Origin of the sequence: Synechococcus sp. UW105, from assembly GCF_900473935.1 — a bacterium.
In the GTDB taxonomy this organism is placed as follows: Bacteria; Cyanobacteriota; Cyanobacteriia; order PCC-6307; family Cyanobiaceae; genus Synechococcus_C.
Genome location: NZ_UCNN01000007.1, coordinates 21,629 through 40,380, shown reverse-complemented (window position 1 = coordinate 40,380; position 18,752 = coordinate 21,629). Strand labels below are relative to the sequence as shown.

The window sequence follows — 18,752 nt, the reverse complement described above, 5'->3', positions numbered from 1 at the left end:
CTCGAGCGCCTCGATGAATCTGTTTGCTGACCTTCTGGCTGCCTCCAACAGTGCTAAGGCCACATCCACCGGCCCCCGCATTCAGCAGCGTCGCGGGGTGGAGGTGAAATCCTCCCGGGAGCTCAAAATCATGGCTGAGGCGAGCCGGATCGTGGCCACGGTGCTACGCGAAATCATGGGGGCTGTTCAGCCCGGCCAGACCACGGGTGATTTGGATGCCATTGCTGAACGACGCATCCGTGAAATGGGAGCCACTCCCAGTTTCAAGGGCTATCACGGTTTTCCGGCCAGCATCTGCGCCAGCATCAATAACGAAGTGGTGCATGGCATTCCCAGCGCCAAGAGGGTGATTCACAAAGGTGACCTCTTGAAGGTCGACACCGGCGCCTATTTCGACGGTTATCACGGTGATAGTTGCGTCACCATCTGTGTTGGCGATGCGCCCGAAGAGGCTCAGAAGCTCAGCCGAGTGGCCCGTGAGTCTTTGATGGCTGGTCTCGCCAAGATCAAGGCTGGAAACACGCTGCTCGATATCGCTGGCGCTGTGGAAGATCACGTGCTGGCCAATGGCTACAGCGTGGTGGAGGACTACACCGGTCATGGCGTTGGCCGCAATCTCCATGAAGAGCCCTCTGTCTTCAATTTCCGTACTGATGACCTCCCCAATCTCACCCTGCGACCAGGGATGACCTTGGCGGTGGAGCCGATCCTGAATGCGGGCAGCAAGCAGTGCCGAACCCTCAAGGACCGCTGGACCGTTGTTACCCGGGATGGAAGCCTCTCGGCTCAGTGGGAGCACACCATCGTGGTGACCTCCGATGGCTGCGAAATCCTCACGGATCGGGGCGACTGAATAATCTGCTGTAGAGCGCTCGCCCCAGTTCGTTCAAAGGCATCAGCACATACGTGAACGGATTGGGCGTGACGATGATCAGGTTCAGGCCCAGGTGGGCTTGGCTCAGGACCTGCCTGGCGACCCAATCCGCCGTCATGATTCCGACCGGGTTGAGATTGGATTTGAACGGTCCAAGCACAAGCTTGCGCAGGCGAAGCTGACGCTGTTCAGCCTTGCTGCGTTGGCTCCAGCGCAGGCTGACCAGCTGGCCGATCAAACGTTTGCTCAATTCGTAGCCAGGGCTTAGCGCGGGCTGGACCTCTGCTTCCGATGTGTTCACCCAGAGTTCTTTTGGCTTCCCATCGCAGCCAGCCTCTGAGGCAATGGCCTCGAAGCGGTTGATCAGTCGCCAGCTGCTCAGGGCATTGATGGTGAGGGCCTGGGTGATCGTCTCGCTGCGCTGGTCTCCTCCAGGATTGATGCCGTGGTTCAGCACAAGCACATCAAGGGTTTTCAGCACAGGATCCAGCTCGGACTCCTGCTCACATGTCCATTGCCTCCATTCCTGCGGAGCATGGTCTGGTTCGCTGTGCTCGGGCCGAGGGCCATGGCTGAGACCGACCACCACGGCGCCCCTCAGCAGAAACTGCCGGCAGAGAGCCTGTCCTAAGGCGCCTCGCACACCGGTGATTCCGATCCGGCGTCCTTGCCAGTGATGGCCGGATGGGGACGATGCAGTGGTCTCAGGCACCGTGCGCTCTCCTGGGGCATGGATGTGGGCCATCCCACCAGCTTGGGGCATCCTGAAGAGAAACACGCCCGGCCTTTGATCAGTCCAGCCGATGCAGCTCAGCTCGCCCTGTTCGCTCCCTATTGCGGTGGGCTTCAGAACGAGCAGGCTTTGCGACAGGTGTTGCCGCTGCTCTCCCGTGGCCGGCTTGAGGGGGCGCGCTCACTGGGCGAGGGGAAAGGGCATGCTTTTCTGCTCTGCTGGGAGCCGGTGCGAGCTCCGCTCACCCCGGCTCACTGCACGCTCAGCTTCCCCGGGGAAGCTTCTCTGCACTACACATTTGATATACCAGGCCACCAACTGGTGGAGTGGTTGATGCATGCCGAAGCTGGGGCCAGTGTGGCTGATCTGCCTGACCGCTTTTGGCAATGGCTTCTGCTGGAGCAGACCCCAACCGGATCGCTCGGGGAAGGCCCGTTACATTGATCCTCTGAAAGGCCTGCGGAGCCGTTGATGGGATCCACCTTGCTGATCGGATCATGTGAACCCTTCAGCGGGAAGTCTGCGCTTGTGCTTGGTCTGGCCCGCCAGTTGGCATCCTCCGGGCGGCAGGTTCGCTTTGGTAAGCCCCTGGCCACAAGCCTGGACTGGACACCGGAGGTCGGCCCGATGCCGGACCCTTTGATCGATGACGACGTTCGCTTCATCGGCACCACCCTGGGCCTCAAGGATGATCAGCTGATTCCCTCTCTCCACCTTCTGGCCCCCGCCACCGCCGATCAACGGCTGGCGGATGGACACCTTCAGGCCGGCGAGGGCTTTGTCCGTCTGCAGCAGCAACTGCAGAGCGACGATGAGACGGTCACGTTGCTGGAAGCGGCTGGCAGTCTTCACGAGGGCCTTCTTTACGGTCTCAGCCTCGGTCAGCTGGCCCGTGGCCTCGATGCCTCGGTCGTGCTTGTCCACCTCTGGCAAGACAGCCGCAGCGTTGATGCCCTATTGGCGGCCAGAGATCAACTGGGAGAACGTCTGGCAGGCATCGTTCTCAATGCCGTCACGCCAGATGATGTCGAGTCGCTGCAGCGCTATGTGGTGCCTGAGCTCGAATCGCTCGGTCTGGCTGTGTTCGGTGTGATGCCGCGTTCTCCTTTGCTTCGCAGTGTCACGGTGGGGGAGCTGGTGCGTCGCTTGGATGCCCGGGTGCTGTGCTGTGAAGAGCGGCTTGAACTGCTGGTGGAAACCCTGAGCATCGGCGCCATGAACGTGAATTCGGCAATGGAGTTTTTCCGTCGCCGCCGCAACATGGCCGTGGTCACTGGTGCCGATCGCACTGATATTCAGCTGGCAGCCCTGGAGGCTTCCACCCAGTGTTTGATTCTCACAGGTGCTGGTGAGCCTTTGCCTCAGTTGATCAGTCGGGCGGATGAACTTGAGGTGCCTTTACTGAAGGTGGAACACGACACCCTTGCCACGGTTGAAGTGATTGAACAGGCCTTTGGCCATGTGCGCCTTCATGAAGCTGTGAAAGCCACCTATGCGTTCCGTCTAGTGGAAGAGCACTGCCAGCTCGATCGATTGTTCGATGCTTTGGGATGGACCAGTTGATCGCTGGATCCCTCGCTTTTGCATTAGTTAGATCCGGTGCGATGGCTGCTTCCTGGCCAAGGACATTGCTGCTAATTTCAACTTGACAATGGCCGGATGTCTTTGAGCCGTTCCCTTGATCTTCCTTCCCTTGACAGGGTTGACACACTTGCCCAGGAACTGGCTCTTCTCCAGGACAAAGGCAAACGACGGATCGCAATTCTTGGTAGTCGGCACGTCCCGGTCGTGGCGATTCATCTCGTCGAGTTGATCGCCCGTTCTTTGGCTCAGGAAGGCCATTCGCTGATCACTTCAGGAGCGCAGGGTGTCAATGCCGCCGTGATCCGAGGTGTTCTCGAGGTGGATCCGGCTCAACTCACTGTTCTGCTGCCACAGAGCCTCGACCGGCAGGTCCCGGAGATTCGGGACAGCCTTGATCGGGTACTGCATCTGATTGAAAAGCCTGAACAGGATGATTTGCCTCTGCCACTGGCAAGCAGCCTGTGCAATCAAGACATCATCACGCGCTGTGATCAGCTGATCTGTCTTGCTTTCCACGACAGTGAGACATTGCTGAACAGCTGTCGCAGTGCCGAAGACATGGGCAAGGTGGTCAGTCTGCTGTTTTTCGACTGACTGTGGTCTGCGCCATCACTTGAAGCTGGGTTCCATCACGCCCCACAACCAGTACGCGTTCGCCCTCGGGGATTGAACGGTCGAGATCCAGTGACGAAGCGGCCCAGCTTTGACCATGCCAGCGCACCCTCCCCTCTCCGCCTGGCGCAATCGTGCCCAGAACTTCCGCGAGATCGTCGCGTTGCCGTTGCCTCTCCGGCGCTGGATTGCGCTGGGCTGACCACCGCATCAGCCAGAGGGTGCCTATCACCGTGATTGCGATGAACAGACTGACCTGAAGCAGCACTGGCAACGGCCCAAGGGCGGTGATCACCGACACGATCAGGGCCCCAATGGCAGCGAACATCAGGCCGTCGAAGGTGGGTTGCGCCAGTTCCAGGGCAAGCAGCACCCCAGCGACCAGAAGCCAGATCAGCGGCACCCAGAACGTGGTCATTGGGGTTGTTGCGGCAACGCACCACACTTTGAAGCCAATCCTGCCGGTTGTGGACGTGCTTGTGCGTTAGGAGCGCTGTCTTTAAGGTCCGAACAACTGCTCAGCTGTTTTGGAAGCGTTTTTTAGCCTGCCCGCTTTGATCCTTCTTGCGGTGCTTGGCACTGGCAGCGTCAAGGTGACCAGCGGAGGACGGTCTCGTCTGGTTGAGCGCTTGGGAAAGTTTGATCGCGAGCTTCAGCCAGGTTTGTCCCTTGTGCTCCCAGTGGTGGAAAAGGTCGTGAGCCACGAGTCTCTCAAGGAACGGGTGCTCGACATTCCTCCTCAGCAGTGCATCACCCGTGACAACGTCTCCATCGAAGTGGATGCGGTGGTTTATTGGCAGCTGCTGGAGCATTCACAGGCGTATTACGCCGTTGACAACCTCCAGGCGGCGATGGTGAATTTGGTGCTGACTCAGATCCGTGCCGAGATGGGCAAGCTGGATCTTGATCAGACCTTCACTACCCGCAGTGAAGTGAATGAGTTGCTGCTTCGGGAGCTTGATCAGGCCACGGACCCTTGGGGCGTGAAAGTCACCCGCGTTGAGATGCGCGACATCGTTCCCTCCGCAGGGGTGCAGCAGGCGATGGAACAGCAGATGACGGCGGAACGGGAGAAGCGGGCGGCGATTCTGCGCTCAGAAGGAGAAAAGGAATCTCAGCTCAACGAGGCACGTGGACGCGCCGAAGCTCTTGTGCTTGATGCCAAGGCTCAGAAGGAGGCACTCCTGCTGGAATCCGAGGCTCAGTCGCATCAGCAGCAGGTGCTGGCCGAAGCAAAATCCAAGTCAGCCCTGGTGATGGCACAAGCCTTGGAAGCCAATCCCAAGACGGCGGAAGCGATGCGTCTGATGCTCGCGAAGGACTGGATGGCGATGGGCGAACAACTGGCGGATGCCCCAGGTGGAAGCGTGCTGATGGTTGATCCTCAGTCGCCTGCCGCCCTGTTGGCTGCCCTGAAGCAGTTTCAAGGCGATCAAGGCTGATGCAGATGGGGGAGGATTCTGAGCAGCTCTTCCTTCGGTCGACCGATGCTCATCACAGCCGATGCCAGTGACAGCTAAGACGATCTATCTGGCATCTCCGTTGGGGTTTTCAGTTGAAAGTCGGCAACTGCTCCTCCCCCGTTACGTCGAGGCTCTTGAGGCCTTGGGCTTGAGGGTGTGGGAGCCTTTCGCGCGCAATGCCGGCGTCAATCTTGATCAGCCTGGTTGGGCCTATGCGGTGTCGCAGCAATGTCTTCAAGACGTGCGTGAGGCTGATGGTCTGTTCGCGATTGTGAACGGCACCCCACCCGATGAAGGCGTGATGGTGGAGCTGGGGGTTGCTTTCGCTCTGGCTAAGCCCGTGTTCTTGTTTCGCGATGATTTTCGTCGCTGTACCGATTCGGATCACTATCCACTCAATCTGATGGTGTATGCCGGGCTGCCTCAGCAAGCCTGGGAGAGCTACGTGCACGACTCGATCGACTCGATTGGAGCCCCGGACAAAGCTCTCGCCCAGTGGGCCCTGGGCTGAACGCCACTGTTCAGGCTGCTTGGAGAAGGGCTTTGAGTGCCTCCAGGTAGAGCACACCTGTGCACATCAGCGCTGATGCCCAGCACAGACCCCGCAAGGGAGGAATATTGCCGACATAGGCCCCGATGTAGAGCAGTCTCAACCCTGGCTGCAGAAGGGCCGCGGCAATGGCGAGCCCTGGTAGTGGACCTGTTTCACAGGCCGCGACCAACGACAAAATCGCTGCAGGGGCATGCAGGCTGAAGGCTTCAACACTGTTCTGATGCGCCCAGCTGGCCCGTTGGCCCCAAGCTGGAAGGCGGTCGAACATGGCCCGCGGCGCGGCCATGTCGGCCATGGTGAAGTCCGCTTGGGATCGTGCAGCCCCCAGGGGAATGATGCTGACGATGACGACGGCTCCAGCCAGCACCAGCGACCAGGCGAAGGGGGCCGCGGCGTTGGCGGTGAAGAGTGCGGTGAGAGGCATCGTGTGCATGCTGATGCCTCTATTCAAAGGAACGGATCCCTATCGCTGTGAGCCCTACTGACCGCAGCCTTCGCTCAGAAAGCATTCGCCCGCAGCCAACCGATCGTCCCGGCTTGCGCATGGGTTGATGCGGTTTGCGATGCCGTGCTGTTCTCCACAATCCGTACCTGATACCAGAGGCCTTTCATCCCAGAGCGGCTGCGATGCACCGTCTGGAGCTGCTCCAGACGGCTGCCGCTTCCCACCAGTCCTCGTTCTCGGTTGGGACAGCCTGAGGAGATCGAGCTGACCGTTGCTGGTGATTGATGGCCGCAATCGCGCAGGAAGGCGGCTGACTGTGTGGTGATCAGAATCGGGTGGGCCATGGCGGCGCTGGCCAGTACGGCAGTGCCGCTGGCACAACTGATCAGGGTGGCTTTCAGGTTTGCTGGAAGTGGAGGCATGGCCAGACTGCGGAATGACTGTTGGGAAGCTGATGGATTCGGCTTCACGATTGGGTGATCGGGATCTCCAGTTGTTGTGATTCTGATCAAGCTCTTCAAGGCTGCGTTGTGCTCTGGGGCCCTCACTGGGACGTGCAGCTCATGCAACCAATGTTCCGTATCTCGATACCCTCAAACTCAAGCGTTGTTTGCTGAAGACCGCTTGCGGCAATGGGGTCGGCGAAGTGTGGCTAGGCATCGCTTGGACGTGCCGGTGTGGTGATGCATTCCAGCTTCTGTCGTCGCCACCATGTATTGAGCACCCACCTTGCAACCATGAAAAACATCGTGTTGACTCTGCCGCTGTTGCTGGTTGCTTCGGGTCTGATTGGGGCCCCTGGAAGGACCCATGACGGCCATGGCGCCTCAGAGTTGGGTGTCACGGTTGAAGAATTAGCGAACTCGAGCCGTCAATGGAATGGGGCGATTTTGCCGAAGTATCCCCGTGGACAACCTGAAGTGAAGGTTCTTCGAATCACAATTCCCGCGGGTGTCACCTTGCCTTGGCACTATCACCCTGTCATTAATGCCGCTGTCATCCTTCAGGGGAATCTTGAGCTGCAGTTAACGGATGGTAGGAAAAAGATCTACCAAGAAGGTGATGCCTTGATTGAGGTGGTTAATACCATTCATTCGGGCAAAGCTCTGGGCCCAAAAGATGTCAATGTTGTTGTCGTTTATGCAGGTGAGAAAGGAGTCCCAACGACAGTATTGACCAAGCCATGAAAAACCGAAGCCTTATTGAGCCAGCACGTTGATTGATAAGCCAAAGCTTGAGTCAGAGTCGGTTCATGTCATTGCAGCGCGCTTTGATCAGAACTGGTTGGCCGCCGTTGATGGATCTTGGCTGTGTTTGTGGTGATGGGTGTTGCTTTGCATGCAATCCCACCGAAGCGGTCACCGTGGCATTTGACTGACTGGGGTGAGGGCATGCACCTCTTCTCTCCTAGTGCTAGAGACACCTGTTGAGGTGCTGCAGTTGGCAGCTCGGCGCTCTGATTGCAAGACTGAACTCAGTCGGCAACGAAGAGAGCAGCATTTTGGCAAGCTTTTCATTTGATGTGGTCTCCGATTTTGACCGCCAGGAGCTGGTGAATACCCTTGATCAGGTTCGCCGGGATGTTGGCAACCGTTATGACCTCAAGGACTCAGCGACGGAGATCGATCTCGAGGAGACCGAGGTGGTGATTACCACTGCCAGCGATATGACCCTTCAGGCTGTGGAGGATGTGCTCCGCACCAAGGCGACCAAGCGCAACCTTTCGCTCAAAATCTTTGATTTTCAGACCCCTGAGGCCGTGGGCGGTAACCGGGTGAAGCAGGTGGTGAAGTTGCGCAAGGGGCTCAGTCAGGAGCTTGCCAAGAAGCTGAGTAAGAGCGTCCGTGATGAGCTGAAGAAGGTCACTGTTGCGATTCAGGGGGAGAGCCTGCGCATCACTGGCAAGAGCAAGGACGATCTACAGCAGGCGATCCAGCTGCTGAAAACCAAGGAGGATGATCTAGACGTGCCTCTCCAGTTCGAGAATTACCGCTAGTGATACCTTCCTCGCTTTAACAGCAGGTTTCGACTCTTGGTCGGTATCCCAATCTCTCTCTGTCGTCAAACTTGTCGATGGGGTTCAGACTGAACTCAGTAGAAACGAAGGCAATGGAACAGACGCTCCCTCAGTTTTTCTCCTGGAAGGGTGAGCTAGGTCGGCTGCGCTACTTCCGGCAGGGCTTGCTAAGGGCTCTCCTGATGATCCCTCTGCTTGTTGTGTATGCAGGCCTCTCTCTGCTGGCCGGCAATGACCTTTCATTCGCCTTGTTTGAGTCACCTTTTGTGACTGTTCTTGGACTTGTCCTCTTTATCCCAATTGATCTAAGGCGGATGAATGATGCCGGCATCAAGTATTGGTGGCTTGTGGTGTTTCAAGGGTTATGGCTTCTCCCTGTTTCACCTGCCTCTGAGGTAATGACTGCATACGATAAGTTCCACGCCTTGATTGTTGTTTTGCCCATGATTGTTTGGTCGCTTATCCTTCTTTTCAAGCCTGGGCGAGAATACCGTGAGTTTGTTCGTGCGAAGGCTGGCTAGGGGTTGGATCTAGGTCAATGCAATGAGCTGACTTGAAGTTGCATGTTTAAATTGCATATGCATGCAGCTTCAGGAGTAGATCAAGCTTGAAATTCTTGACCAAACTTAATTTGGTGACGCATTAAAAATGCAGCTGATACCAATTCTTTTGTTGATAGCTTCTACGCTCTACAGCCTTGCCAGTTCATTGTTTTGGCTTCTTCATGTCCATTCGCCTGTAGACGTTGGTCTCTTGCAGGGCGTGTTTAGTGGTTTGTTCTATCTTTTGCCGCAATTGACGCTGGGGGTTGTTGCTCTTGTTGTGTCCGCCATCGTGTTGATCAAGAAGCAGTATTCAAATAAATCTCTTGCTGTCGGAGTCATAGTTTTGTCGGCGGCATTTTGCGTAGTTGCTGCCACAGAATTAGCAAGTCTGATATTGTATGTTTGGGAATGGGTTTGAATTGAGAACATCGGATGCAAGTCTCTAGGTGAAGTGAATGTCTTGGACCTGGGTTGATCACAGCAATGCAATTTGGAGGTGCTCGTTTTGAAAGTTCTCAACAAAATTGCCTCCATCGATAAAGACCTCTTCCTGTAGTGGGTGGACGTATTGAATCCCCCTTGCTGAGAATCTTGACCGACTCTTCGGCAGGAGGTCGTCGGTTAAAATTCTGTTTAGTTGATATAAGCATGAGGCTTGATGATGCTTTCAGTCTTCAAGAGGTCTGTTCTTGGGCTGATCATTCTCATGGTCTTTCCGCCCACAGTATCTTCTCAGGTCCAATCCGAATGCCACTTCAATGGCGTGAAGGAGAGTTGTATTTTGACCAGGCTATGGCGCAACGGCAGCATGTCTGGGGTCAAGGTTAAGTGGATCAGTGATGGGAAGGTCGTTAGTTATTACTATTCAAATTGCAGGAATTATGCTGGTGGAACCGTTGATGAGTGCCATGTAAAAATCGTTGAGGATAATGGGAGAATTACCTATGCGGCTTCGACCTCAAGTGGCAGGGGTACTCAAATAAGATCAACCTCGGGGAATAGAACAGTGATTCCTCCATTCTGAGATCAGCCTGATTGGTGAGTGAGAGCAGATTGATTGATGGCTGTTGATGCCAGTGAGAGCTGCATTGTCATGCGGTGTCTAGCTTGTTTGCTCTTTTGAGGTCAGAATTCCTTCGCCTCAGGCTTATTGCAGTGATCATTGATTGTTTTGAATGCTGTATCTCGAGTGCCGTCTAATCTCAGCCTCTTGGCATTAACATCATCGCTAACTTGCCCTAGAGGCCATTCTGAGCAGGTACCTTTCTAGGCTTCGCGTTCGACCATTTTGTCAAATTTTCTACATTGGGGTGATCGCTCAACTTGTTAACTGTCTCTATGCTTGTGCACCCTGCGCGCTTTGAACACTGCAACTAGTGCCGCGACTCGCTTCATTCGATATCGCTAGAATTTTTTATTGTGCCTGTTGAGCGATCTGTCGATGGTTTGATTTCTAGATCTGGCGTTGTTAACGCCATGACGCTTGCCGTTGATGCTATTGCCAGTGTCAGGATGATTGCGATCAGTGAATCCATGCGTGAGAGGCGCTTGTCTTATTGGTAGCAATGCTTCTCGGCCATAGCTTGTTTGCAATCAAAGTGACAGATTCTCGCAAAATTCCAGCCCCAATACCTGCTTATTTCTTGTGTTTGGCCAAGAGATTGGATGGATGGCATCTTTAATCTTCTAGTTCATTCAGGAGGGAGACATGCCAAGGTCCATGCTGAACTCACCGGGCCTGGGCATTGTTCTGGTGAGGACTGCTAAAGGCTCTTCGGCTTACCAGCCCGTGGCATCAACTATCAGATCCGACTGTGTTTTAAGCTGAGTTGATGCGAACATTTCTTGTTGCAGCCTTGCTGTTGAGCCATGGTTCAGCCTTTGCTGCATGTGATGTCATGCATTCTGAGAAGCTCAATGCAGATGGCTCTCGGATTCGCATCACACAACGTCAATGTGATGCGACAAAGAGTCGAACGCTCCACGTTGAATTCCAGCCTCAAGGCAGTGAATCCTGTCTCTCGCTGCTCAAGCGCACACAGTCTGTCTCTCAAGCTCCTACAGGTGGTTGGCGGTTGAGAGATATTGATGCGGATGGACTGTTTGAAATTGAAGAGACTGGTGCCTGCGGTGCAGGTCCCAATTGTGAGCATCGTATCTTCAAGACTTCTGTAGGCCCTGGGCCGATCAACGCCTATCTTTTCTTCCAGGGTGGATATGCTGGGTTTAAGCGTATCTCCGACTATTACGTTGCAAGTGGTCGGTCTAGTTGTTGTTCATGGGATCATCAGGTCTACAAGAAACCAATGACTGCCGACCCCATCACTGACAGTGATCTCGTTTATGAAGTCATGGTTGGTGTTGATGTAGGCGACCCGCCAAGGACGCGCTGCCGGGTTTTTTCACGTGTTGATCGCAACTTAATTCAAGTACCCCTGAGCGATAAAAAGCTTCTGACGCTGTGCGAGGTTTATGGTGAAAACTATATTTTTAATCCGCCCTTCTTGAACGAGGGTCTTTAGTTTCTGTGCGTTCACAGTCTTGTTCCAAGCAAGCGCTAGGCCAAAGCCGTTGGCCTTGATCTCTTTGTTGTCCGTATTGATTGCCTGATTGCCTGATTGCCTGATTGGTTGATCGCCAACATGGTCAGCTGATGTTCTTGAGCAGTGTTGGTGATCTCAGGTCTACAACTTAAGAATGGGGAGTGGCCGCATCAGGTGAGGCAAGTGGTGTTCCCAAGCTGGGTGGCCAGCATCAAACCATGACGAGTTCTTCAGGGCTTGCGTGGTTGGCGGCGAAGATGAGCCCAGCCTTGCTTGGGAGTCCATGTTTGAAAACAGAAATCGACCGGCGTGGATGAACTGGCTCTTTTTGGCCATCTTCCTCTGGTCGAGTTGGCAATTGGCCGGCTTCTGGTTTGCGCAGCTCCACGGCTGAATTCGATCGGCCTGTCCTTGCGAAGGCAATGATCTGCTCCTGAGCTCCGCCAGGTCTCGCGCCGATCATCGTTGCCGTGCTTCTCCGCTCAATCAGAGTTTGCGGCGCATTGACGGATGCTCCCTATCGTTGCAGTCAAGCCCTCATGAAGGACGAGCCTTCGCCTCTTGATGAAGCAAGTGATTCAGTTGCAGCAGTTTTTGCCTTTGCTGCTTTCTCTCTTTGTTCCTTTTTCGGTAAGCGCAGCGCCCAATAACAAGACGTCATGGAATTACTTCGGTGGATGTTTCACGTCTGATGTAATTTACGCTGAAAAGGGCATTTATTACTTGCCGATGAATGGCAGGAATGTCGCTTCTGCGTGGAAGTATGGAGGCGACTATTCTGTTGTAAATGATGACAGTATTGCTCTTAAGGTTGAGGGTCAGCGGAATCCGTCGATCTATTGGCGAAGAGGGATGGCACGCAAAGTCTGTGGTCCAAACTAGTTGCAAACTGGGCGAGGATAAGCCTCATCTACCGTGCGTGATGCATGCATTCGCATGGATTGGCGTTGCCTAGGTTGAGGTTTAAGTTGAGGTTGGTTGTTGGTTTGCTCCCTTGGGCTGATCGGCACCGCTGATCGAGATTCTCTTCGCCCTGTGAGTCCTTGCTCGGGTGGTCTTGGCCTGGTTCAGGACGCGCTTGCTTTCAGGGGCTGTCCCCAGATCAGCTGATCGCTGCAGTGCGGATCGGCTTGATCAAGATCTAGGACTGGAGTGTTTGGCGACAGGGCATTGCGGCCTGCCACGAACAGGAAACGCACCATGTCCTGGTCCGATTCCTTGGGGAGCTGGACACAGCCCATGCCGTGCCGTTGACGCAGTAGTCGCCAGGCACTGCCCCAGTCAACATTTGATTTGAGGAAATCGGGGCTCAGGCAGAAACGTTTGCCGCGAAAGCTTGGTCTCAGATGACCCCAGATAAAGGTTTCGATCGCCTGGATCCGATTGGGAGCCAAGACTTCCGCAAGCAAGCACGTGTCATTGAGGTCGTAGTGCTCATCGCCAAGCCTGGCTAGCACCAGCCCGATGTCGAGGTCCTGCATGCCCATGGCCAGCAGCTGGTCGGCAAGGGGCGCATTCACAGATGGAGGCTCCAGGGCCGGCGGATCATGTCTGCATCATCCCTGGGAATCCTTTACTCGGCATCGCGGCGTGCATCGATGATCCGAGCCAGTTGAAGCACGTAGCCGGCGGTGCACCACCGGCCATGGCTACGGGCTTTGTTCTCGAGGTCGGAGCGGATTTCCGCTGTTTCCGCCATCAGCAGATCCAGCTCTCCAGGGGCTAAGTCATACAGCTCCTGTAATTCCAGTTCGCGTCCAAGCAGATGGCTGCGGAACCACTTGCGTGTCTGCTCCTGGGCTGGGATGTCACGCGCCATCGGCAGAATCGCCCCATGTTTCCATGCTGTAAATGGTAAGCTGCCGAAATTGCTTGGATTTCAATGCCGACTGCAGCTGAAAAGAAAGCCGACGTCAAGCAGAGAATTCAGCAATTACGCAATATGTGCAAGGAGATGCACCTTGCGGTGATGGAGGACGGCACCATGCCTGAGGCGGCTGCGGTGCGGGAGTCGATCGAAAAGTTGCAAGGGTTGATTGATTTGCTTGATGGCAAGAAGAAATAGATCAAGTTTGATGCTTAAAGGTTTTTGTTGAAAGTCTTTTAAGGGGCAGGCTTGAGAAGCTGAGAACTACGTTGTGACTTGATCACTTCAATTCGGTTCCGAGCTGAATCGACATGCTGTTGTTGATTTGTGGTGTTTGGAGCGAGTTGTAAATCGTCTGCGCGCTGAATGAGGTAAAAAATGACTGATTGCCCGTTGGAAATACCTTCAGGGTTCCGGAAAATGTATTGCTCGGAGAGAGCCCATTCACATAGGCCCCGCTGAACTGGTTGGTGAGGCTCAGCTTGATGTTTTTGTTGGGTTTCCACTCCATATGAGCTCGCGCTGTGCTGGCGGCGTAGAGGTTGCCGCAGACCGGATCATTGATGCAGCCAGAGCCACCCCAGAGCTGTTGCAGTGAAGGGCCGATGGACAGGTTCACCACAGTGGTTGGTGTTTTGACCACATCAAGGCCCAGTCCGATCGAACCGACCACGGTGTCGGTTCCGATCGCATTGAGCGCGTCGTAGTTGTAGCGGCCGGAGATGTAGGTGCTGAGATCGCCCTTGAGTTGGCGGGAGTAGCGCAGTTCGGCATTCCCTTCGTTGGTGTCGACACTGTTCTCGGTTTCTCCGACATCGCGAGAAACGTCGTAATGGGCCTGACCATTGAAGGTCAGCTCGTCCTTGTTCTGCTTGTACTTCGCAGACAGTGTCAGTGCTCCGCCTGCGGAAAGGTCATCGTCAGTGTTGGAACTGTTGATACCGGCGGACAGACTGGCGCTCCAGGGCCTGGTGGTGCGGGGCTTGAGCGCTGCTTTCTTGATCTCCATGCGTCCAAGGTCCGGATGGATCAGCACGGTGACGTCTCCGTTGCTCTCTTCCTTGACGATGGTGCCTTTGAGGCTGTCACCATTGCGCAGGATCAGCTCCACCGTCTCGGCTTGAGCTCTGCCTATCGGACACGTGACTCCGCTCGCAAGCACAGTGATGATGGCAAGCGCACCGATTGGGCGGTGGGCCCCAGAGTTGAAGGTGTAGACCAAGGGGCATCGAAGAACCGCGGCTACTGTCTCATGCCACTGCTTGCATTGGTGTTCTTCGTTGAGGCTTGATCAATCGGTCCGTGCTCGTGGGCATCAACTGCTTAAAGATTCAGATTCAGCTGTAACCCCGTGGCCCAGATCCCAGGCACGGAACCACGACCAGATGGATTGAGAATCCATTGCATCAGGGGTTGCAACTGAACGTGTTCGGAGATCCAGATCGCATAGTTCAGTTCAATCACACCTTCAAAGCTTTGTTTGGGCAGCAGCGTTGGGCTGAAGCTGCTGCGGCTGATGCCTAAGGCGAGGACATCCAGTGGGCGATGCGGCACGGGACCCTGAGAAAGCCAGCCGGCTTCAGCAAAGCTTGGTACTGGGTTGTTGGCAGAGTCGAGACCTAGGGCGCCTGCGATCCACACCCTGTTGTCCTGGCCAATGGGTAGATCCATTGGCCAGGTGATGGATGCGTAGACCACGCGATTGATCCCGTCGCCGATATCAGAGGCGTTCTCTGTCAGGAGTTCGGTGTTGGCCAGTAACCCTCCTAATTGGACGGCTGGTGGCGGGAGCTGTCGCGCCACATGGCTGTTGTTGCTCTGGATCTCAATGGGCTCCAGCAGGTCTGTGCGTGCTGGTAAAGGATTCATGCTCCATTGCACTACCTGAACACTCCCGCGGAGATCAGGTTGTTCGGGATTGACACCCAGGCTTGCGGCGATGTTGTTTTCCTTGTCCAGATTGAAGTAGCCATAGCTCGTATCTCCAAGTGCAGTTGTATGCACGCTGAATCGCACTCCAGGTGCGACAAACGGATTGATTGGTAACCCCTCAACTAGGAGATTGAGCGTGTTGTTGAAGGTGGAGTTGATGTAGTTGTTCGTGGCTGGTGTGACCAGGAAATCAGGATTGAGTGAGATCAATCCGACCTCCGCACTCCACCAGCTCGTGCCACGATTGCGGCGAATGCTGGATTCACTGATCCAAGTGCCGTCTGGATATGACAGCTCTTGCAGTGCAAATCCTGCACCAAGTTCGTTGGCAAAATTCTGATTGCCCGCATAGTGACTCAGCTCCAGATTGAGCTGCCAGTGGTCGACTTCCGACCAGTCTTGTGCTGCTTTCTCAATTCCGGAGCTGAGTGTCAGGTTGAGCACCGTGGCTTGAATCCAGCTCGCAGCAGCTGGATTCAAGCCACCCAGAAGCCCCGCCATCGGTTCTGCGGTGTAGTCAACATTGAAGTCCACCCACTCGGGAAGCCCCAACCAGGACTGCATCGGGCTTGCCGCAGCAGCCTGTGGTTGTAATCCGGCAACAAAAAGACCTGCCAGGCCGGCCAGCATTCGCTGAACCGTGCATCTGCAGGTCATGGCTCTGGTGGGTAAGGCTTAGGCAATGGCGGCGAAGCTGTCGCGGAAGGCCTGAATGGTGGCCTCGATATCACCATCGCTGTGGGCCAGGGAGGTGAAGCCAGCTTCAAAGGCGCTAGGGGCGAGGTACACACCACGCTCAAGCATGGCGCGGTGCAGCTTGCCGAAACGCTCCGCGTCAGTTGCTTTGGCTTCTTCAAAGTTGCGAACGGGGCCTTCACACAGGAAGAAGCCGAACATGGCTCCGATGCTGCCCCCTGTAATCGGAAGCCCCGCTTCCGTAGCAGCAGCTTTGATCCCTGCAATCAGCTTTTCGGTCGTGGCGGTGAGCTTGTCGTAGCTGCCAGGTTGCTTGAGCAGCTCAAGTGTCTTGATGCCAGCCGTCATGGCCAGGGGATTGCCGCTGAGGGTTCCGGCCTGGTACATCGGGCCAGCAGGAGCCACCATTTCCATGATCTCCTTGCGTCCGCCATAGGCACCCACGGGGAGGCCTCCGCCAATGACCTTGCCCATGGTGGTCAGGTCAGGCGTCACGCCGAAGTGGGCCTGAGCCCCTCCATAGCTGATGCGGAAGCCCGTCATCACCTCGTCGAACACCAGCAGAGCGCCGTTTTCTTTGGTGATCTCTCGCAGTCCTTCCAGGAAGCCTGGCTCAGGGGTGATGAAACCGGCATTGCCGACGATGGGCTCGAGAATCACGCCGGAGATGGCGTCAGGGTTCTCGGCAAACAATTGCTTGACGGCCTCAAGGTCGTTGTAAGGGGCGGTCAGGGTATTGGCGGTCGTACTGCGCGGCACCCCAGGGGAGTCGGGGAGTCCGAGGGTGGCAACACCGGAACCAGCCTTCACTAGGAACATGTCGGCGTGCCCGTGGTAGCACCCCTCGAATTTGATCACCTTGTCACGACCAGTGAAGGCACGGATCAGGCGCAGAACGGCCATGCAGGCCTCGGTTCCACTGTTGACGAAACGCACCATCTCAACGCTGGGGACGGCGTCGATCACCATTTCTGCCAGGGTGTTTTCCAAGGCGCAGGGTGCCCCGAAGCTGGTGCCCTTCTCAATGGCTTCTTGGAGGGCGCTGATCACCTCTGGATGGGCATGGCCACAAATGGCCGGCCCCCAGCTGCCGATGTAATCGATGTATTTGTTGCCATCGACGTCCCATGCGTAGGGACCTTTGACCCTGTCAAAGACGATCGGCTGGCCGCCCACCGACTTGAACGCCCGCACCGGCGAGCTCACTCCACCAGGCATCAGGCTCTGGGCAGCACTGAAGATGGCCTGGGAGTGGCTGGTGTTCAGGGTGGGAGCTGTCACGGGGACGGATGCCAAGGGGCAGATGCAAACCGTGAAGCATCCTGACTCAAAATGGTCACTTGCGACTGAACTGTGAACCTGGCCCTGCTGCTCCAGCTCCGGTTCTGTCAGAGTTGTTGGAAGCGAATTTGCGCCCCTTGACCCACGACTGGGCAGCTCTGGACAGAGATCTCAGCCGGCTCCTCCCGTCTGATGCTCTGGTGCGCAAACGTCAGGAATTGCTGGCGTACGACTGTGACGGTTTAACGATTGACCGTCATCAGCCCCCTCTGGCGGTGTTGCCACGCACGACGGATCAGGTGGCGGCCACGCTGCGTTGCTGCCGCGAGCACGGCGTGCCCTTCGTCGCTCGCGGCAGTGGCACAGGCTTGTCCGGAGGGGCAGTGACCGAGCAGGAGGCGCTGTTGGTGGTCACCAGCCGAATGCGGCAGATTCTTGCTCTTGACCTGCCGAATCAGACGATCACGGTTCAGCCGGGGGTGATCAATAGCTGGGTCACCCGAGCGGTGGCGGGGGAAGGGTTCTATTACGCCCCGGATCCCTCAAGCCAGGTGGTGTGCAGCATCGGCGGCAACGTGGCCGAGAACTCTGGTGGCGTGCATTGCTTGAAATACGGCGTCACCAGTAACCATGTGCTGGGCATGGAAGTGGTCCTTCCTGATGGCAGCGTCACCCATCTCGGGGCCGATCTGGTGGAGTGTCCTGAGCTGGATCTGCGTGGTGCGTTCATCGGTAGTGAAGGCACGCTCGGGATCGCCACGGCTATTACTTTGCGCCTCTTGCGGGCTCCGGAGCGCGTCAGTGTGCTGCTGGCTGATTTTCCGACGATGGAAGCGGCTGGAGAGGCGGTACGGCTGGTCACCGCTGCTGGAGTGCTGCCTGCCGGGATGGAGATCATGGACAACTTCATGATCAATGCGGTGAACGACCTGTTCGGGCACGACGAATACCCGCGTGATGCCGCTGCGGTGTTGTTGGTCGAACTTGATGGCCAAGCGGCTGAAGTGGCTGTCTCCGCAGACCGTGCTGCTCAGCTCTGCTGTGATGCCGGAGCCCGCGGCGTGCGCCGGGCCGATGAGGCTGCCGATCGGGCTCTGCTGTGGAAGGGGCGCAAGTCCGCCTTTGCCGCCGTAGGCCAGATCTCATCCACCTATTACGTCCAGGACGGAGTGGTTCCTCGCAGCAGCCTGCCTCAGGTGCTGTCCGCGATCGAGGACCTCAGCCGGGACCATGGTCTTCCTGTTGCCAATGTCTTCCATGCCGGCGACGGCAATCTGCATCCATTGATCCTCTACAGCCGTGATGAGCCCGGCGTGGATGCCCGTGTCAAAGAGCTCGGTGCGGCGATCTTGCGTGAGTGCCTGGCTGTGGGGGGCAGCATCACCGGTGAGCACGGTGTGGGCGCCGATAAGCGCTGTTATCTCGACTGGATGTTCTCGCCTGATGATCTGGCCACCATGCGCCAACTGCGGCTGGCGTTTGACCCCGAGGGACTGGCGAACCCCGGCAAGATCTTCCCCACCCCCACCAGCTGTGCAGAGGCCTCCCGCAAGGTTGTGACACTCCCGGCCGATTCCTCAGTGGTCGCCTTCTGAACCAACCCCAGC

24 protein-coding genes are annotated in these 18,752 nt (G+C 56.2%); 14 read left to right on the top strand and 10 right to left on the bottom strand.

What is annotated here, in order from left to right; all coding sequences use genetic code 11:
* Positions 1-13 precede the first annotated feature (13 nt).
* The gene (gene map, locus DXY16_RS01610; RefSeq protein ID WP_115118945.1) at positions 14-853 is read left to right on the top strand and encodes a type I methionyl aminopeptidase; all 840 of its coding nucleotides are present in this window, start codon (positions 14-16) and stop codon (positions 851-853) included.
* Here map and DXY16_RS01605 read toward each other — a convergent pair.
* Positions 834-1,619 (bottom strand): SDR family oxidoreductase, encoded by a 786-nt coding sequence (locus tag DXY16_RS01605; protein WP_115118943.1) that lies wholly within the window; start codon positions 1,617-1,619, stop codon positions 834-836. The genes map and DXY16_RS01605 overlap by 20 nt on opposite strands.
* On the opposite strand from DXY16_RS01605, the gene ebsA reads away from it, so the two are divergent.
* From ebsA to DXY16_RS01590, 3 genes are all read left to right on the top strand, one after another.
* Positions 1,605-2,051 carry a type IV pilus biogenesis protein EbsA gene (ebsA, locus tag DXY16_RS01600; RefSeq protein ID WP_244281487.1) on the top strand — a complete coding sequence of 149 codons (447 nt, stop codon included), beginning with the start codon at positions 1,605-1,607 and terminating at the stop codon, positions 2,049-2,051. The two genes, DXY16_RS01605 and ebsA, sit on opposite strands and share 15 nt — an antisense overlap.
* 27 nt (positions 2,052-2,078) lie before the next feature.
* Positions 2,079-3,170, top strand: a complete 1,092-nt coding sequence (locus DXY16_RS01595; protein WP_115118941.1) for a phosphotransacetylase family protein — start codon at positions 2,079-2,081, stop codon at positions 3,168-3,170.
* Positions 3,171-3,266: 96 nt separating this feature from the next.
* Entirely contained in the window at positions 3,267-3,785 is a 519-nt protein-coding gene (locus tag DXY16_RS01590) for a DNA recombination-mediator protein A (RefSeq protein WP_115018580.1), read from the top strand.
* On the opposite strand, the gene DXY16_RS01585 is transcribed toward DXY16_RS01590, so the two are convergent.
* Complete coding sequence (locus tag DXY16_RS01585; protein WP_115118939.1) at positions 3,763-4,221, bottom strand: NfeD family protein; 459 nt, start codon at positions 4,219-4,221, stop codon at positions 3,763-3,765. The genes DXY16_RS01590 and DXY16_RS01585 overlap by 23 nt on opposite strands.
* 109 nt (positions 4,222-4,330) lie before the next feature.
* Between DXY16_RS01585 and DXY16_RS01580 the strand changes: the two genes are divergently transcribed.
* Both DXY16_RS01580 and DXY16_RS01575 read left to right on the top strand, forming a co-directional pair.
* A complete protein-coding gene (locus tag DXY16_RS01580; RefSeq protein ID WP_115118937.1) occupies positions 4,331-5,245 on the top strand; it encodes an SPFH domain-containing protein in 915 nt (304 codons plus the stop codon).
* A gap of 61 nt (positions 5,246-5,306) precedes the next feature.
* Positions 5,307-5,777 carry a nucleoside 2-deoxyribosyltransferase gene (locus DXY16_RS01575; RefSeq protein WP_115118936.1) on the top strand — a complete coding sequence of 157 codons (471 nt, stop codon included), beginning with the start codon at positions 5,307-5,309 and terminating at the stop codon, positions 5,775-5,777.
* Between the two features lie 10 nt (positions 5,778-5,787).
* On the opposite strand, the gene DXY16_RS01570 is transcribed toward DXY16_RS01575, so the two are convergent.
* The gene (locus tag DXY16_RS01570) at positions 5,788-6,243 is read right to left on the bottom strand and encodes an MAPEG family protein (RefSeq protein WP_115119121.1); all 456 of its coding nucleotides are present in this window, start codon (positions 6,241-6,243) and stop codon (positions 5,788-5,790) included.
* A gap of 74 nt (positions 6,244-6,317) precedes the next feature.
* Positions 6,318-6,686 carry a hypothetical protein gene (locus DXY16_RS01565; RefSeq protein WP_137006998.1) on the bottom strand — a complete coding sequence of 123 codons (369 nt, stop codon included), beginning with the start codon at positions 6,684-6,686 and terminating at the stop codon, positions 6,318-6,320.
* 315 nt (positions 6,687-7,001) lie between these two features.
* On the opposite strand from DXY16_RS01565, the gene DXY16_RS01560 reads away from it, so the two are divergent.
* The 4 genes from DXY16_RS01560 (at position 7,002) to DXY16_RS01545 (ending at position 9,244) form a co-directional block, all read left to right on the top strand.
* Complete coding sequence (locus DXY16_RS01560) at positions 7,002-7,451, top strand: cupin domain-containing protein (RefSeq protein ID WP_115119120.1); 450 nt, start codon at positions 7,002-7,004, stop codon at positions 7,449-7,451.
* Positions 7,452-7,765: 314 nt separating this feature from the next.
* Positions 7,766-8,260 (top strand): YajQ family cyclic di-GMP-binding protein, encoded by a 495-nt coding sequence (locus DXY16_RS01555; protein WP_371410851.1) that lies wholly within the window; start codon positions 7,766-7,768, stop codon positions 8,258-8,260.
* 113 nt (positions 8,261-8,373) lie between these two features.
* A complete protein-coding gene (locus tag DXY16_RS01550) occupies positions 8,374-8,802 on the top strand; it encodes a DUF805 domain-containing protein (RefSeq protein WP_137006997.1) in 429 nt (142 codons plus the stop codon).
* Positions 8,803-8,929: 127 nt separating this feature from the next.
* Entirely contained in the window at positions 8,930-9,244 is a 315-nt protein-coding gene (locus DXY16_RS01545; protein ID WP_115118929.1) for a hypothetical protein, read from the top strand.
* A 973-nt stretch (positions 9,245-10,217) separates the two neighbouring features.
* On the opposite strand, the gene DXY16_RS14545 is transcribed toward DXY16_RS01545, so the two are convergent.
* Positions 10,218-10,361, bottom strand: coding sequence for a hypothetical protein (locus DXY16_RS14545; RefSeq protein WP_170953786.1), 144 nt, complete (start codon positions 10,359-10,361; stop codon positions 10,218-10,220).
* Between the two features lie 297 nt (positions 10,362-10,658).
* Between DXY16_RS14545 and DXY16_RS01540 the strand changes: the two genes are divergently transcribed.
* Both DXY16_RS01540 and DXY16_RS14540 read left to right on the top strand, forming a co-directional pair.
* Positions 10,659-11,348, top strand: a complete 690-nt coding sequence (locus tag DXY16_RS01540) for a hypothetical protein (RefSeq protein WP_115118927.1) — start codon at positions 10,659-10,661, stop codon at positions 11,346-11,348.
* Positions 11,349-11,610: 262 nt separating this feature from the next.
* Positions 11,611-11,763, top strand: coding sequence for a hypothetical protein (locus DXY16_RS14540; protein WP_170953783.1), 153 nt, complete (start codon positions 11,611-11,613; stop codon positions 11,761-11,763).
* A gap of 673 nt (positions 11,764-12,436) precedes the next feature.
* Here the strand turns inward: DXY16_RS14540 and DXY16_RS01535 are convergent.
* Both DXY16_RS01535 and DXY16_RS01530 read right to left on the bottom strand, forming a co-directional pair.
* A complete protein-coding gene (locus DXY16_RS01535) occupies positions 12,437-12,889 on the bottom strand; it encodes a hypothetical protein (protein ID WP_115118925.1) in 453 nt (150 codons plus the stop codon).
* A 53-nt stretch (positions 12,890-12,942) separates the two neighbouring features.
* Entirely contained in the window at positions 12,943-13,188 is a 246-nt protein-coding gene (locus DXY16_RS01530; RefSeq protein WP_115018597.1) for a hypothetical protein, read from the bottom strand.
* 63 nt (positions 13,189-13,251) lie between these two features.
* Between DXY16_RS01530 and DXY16_RS01525 the strand changes: the two genes are divergently transcribed.
* Entirely contained in the window at positions 13,252-13,434 is a 183-nt protein-coding gene (locus DXY16_RS01525; protein ID WP_115018599.1) for a hypothetical protein, read from the top strand.
* 82 nt (positions 13,435-13,516) lie between these two features.
* Here DXY16_RS01525 and DXY16_RS01520 read toward each other — a convergent pair whose 3' ends face one another.
* The 3 genes from DXY16_RS01520 to hemL all read right to left on the bottom strand — a co-directional run bounded on the left by DXY16_RS01520 (position 13,517) and on the right by hemL (position 17,145).
* Positions 13,517-14,347, bottom strand: coding sequence for a DUF481 domain-containing protein (locus tag DXY16_RS01520; RefSeq protein WP_244281486.1), 831 nt, complete (start codon positions 14,345-14,347; stop codon positions 13,517-13,519).
* A 212-nt stretch (positions 14,348-14,559) separates the two neighbouring features.
* Positions 14,560-15,825 carry a carbohydrate porin gene (locus DXY16_RS01515; protein ID WP_115118923.1) on the bottom strand — a complete coding sequence of 422 codons (1,266 nt, stop codon included), beginning with the start codon at positions 15,823-15,825 and terminating at the stop codon, positions 14,560-14,562.
* An 18-nt stretch (positions 15,826-15,843) separates the two neighbouring features.
* A complete protein-coding gene (gene hemL / locus DXY16_RS01510) occupies positions 15,844-17,145 on the bottom strand; it encodes a glutamate-1-semialdehyde 2,1-aminomutase (RefSeq protein WP_115118921.1) in 1,302 nt (433 codons plus the stop codon).
* Positions 17,146-17,282: 137 nt separating this feature from the next.
* On the opposite strand from hemL, the gene DXY16_RS01505 reads away from it, so the two are divergent.
* A complete protein-coding gene (locus DXY16_RS01505) occupies positions 17,283-18,740 on the top strand; it encodes an FAD-linked oxidase C-terminal domain-containing protein (protein ID WP_115119117.1) in 1,458 nt (485 codons plus the stop codon).
* Positions 18,741-18,752 lie beyond the last annotated feature (12 nt).

Excerpts from the sequence above, each read along its gene's own strand:
- map (WP_115118945.1), top strand. The coding sequence starts at position 14 with ATGAATCTGTTTGCTGACCTTCTGGCTGCCTCCAACAGTGCTAAGGCC.
- ebsA (WP_244281487.1), top strand. The coding sequence starts at position 1,605 with ATGGATGTGGGCCATCCCACCAGCTTGGGGCATCCTGAAGAGAAACAC.
- DXY16_RS01605 (WP_115118943.1), bottom strand. The coding sequence starts at position 1,619 with ATGGCCCACATCCATGCCCCAGGAGAGCGCACGGTGCCTGAGACCACT.
- DXY16_RS01595 (WP_115118941.1), top strand. The coding sequence starts at position 2,079 with ATGGGATCCACCTTGCTGATCGGATCATGTGAACCCTTCAGCGGGAAG.
- DXY16_RS01590 (WP_115018580.1), top strand. The coding sequence starts at position 3,267 with ATGTCTTTGAGCCGTTCCCTTGATCTTCCTTCCCTTGACAGGGTTGAC.
- DXY16_RS01585 (WP_115118939.1), bottom strand. The coding sequence starts at position 4,221 with ATGACCACGTTCTGGGTGCCGCTGATCTGGCTTCTGGTCGCTGGGGTG.
- DXY16_RS01575 (WP_115118936.1), top strand. The coding sequence starts at position 5,307 with ATGCCAGTGACAGCTAAGACGATCTATCTGGCATCTCCGTTGGGGTTT.
- DXY16_RS01570 (WP_115119121.1), bottom strand. The coding sequence starts at position 6,243 with ATGCCTCTCACCGCACTCTTCACCGCCAACGCCGCGGCCCCCTTCGCC.
- DXY16_RS01565 (WP_137006998.1), bottom strand. The coding sequence starts at position 6,686 with ATGCCTCCACTTCCAGCAAACCTGAAAGCCACCCTGATCAGTTGTGCC.
- DXY16_RS01560 (WP_115119120.1), top strand. The coding sequence starts at position 7,002 with ATGAAAAACATCGTGTTGACTCTGCCGCTGTTGCTGGTTGCTTCGGGT.
- DXY16_RS01550 (WP_137006997.1), top strand. The coding sequence starts at position 8,374 with ATGGAACAGACGCTCCCTCAGTTTTTCTCCTGGAAGGGTGAGCTAGGT.
- DXY16_RS01545 (WP_115118929.1), top strand. The coding sequence starts at position 8,930 with ATGCAGCTGATACCAATTCTTTTGTTGATAGCTTCTACGCTCTACAGC.
- DXY16_RS14545 (WP_170953786.1), bottom strand. The coding sequence starts at position 10,361 with ATGGATTCACTGATCGCAATCATCCTGACACTGGCAATAGCATCAACG.
- DXY16_RS01540 (WP_115118927.1), top strand. The coding sequence starts at position 10,659 with ATGCGAACATTTCTTGTTGCAGCCTTGCTGTTGAGCCATGGTTCAGCC.
- DXY16_RS01530 (WP_115018597.1), bottom strand. The coding sequence starts at position 13,188 with ATGGCGCGTGACATCCCAGCCCAGGAGCAGACACGCAAGTGGTTCCGC.
- DXY16_RS01525 (WP_115018599.1), top strand. The coding sequence starts at position 13,252 with ATGCCGACTGCAGCTGAAAAGAAAGCCGACGTCAAGCAGAGAATTCAG.
- DXY16_RS01515 (WP_115118923.1), bottom strand. The coding sequence starts at position 15,825 with ATGACCTGCAGATGCACGGTTCAGCGAATGCTGGCCGGCCTGGCAGGT.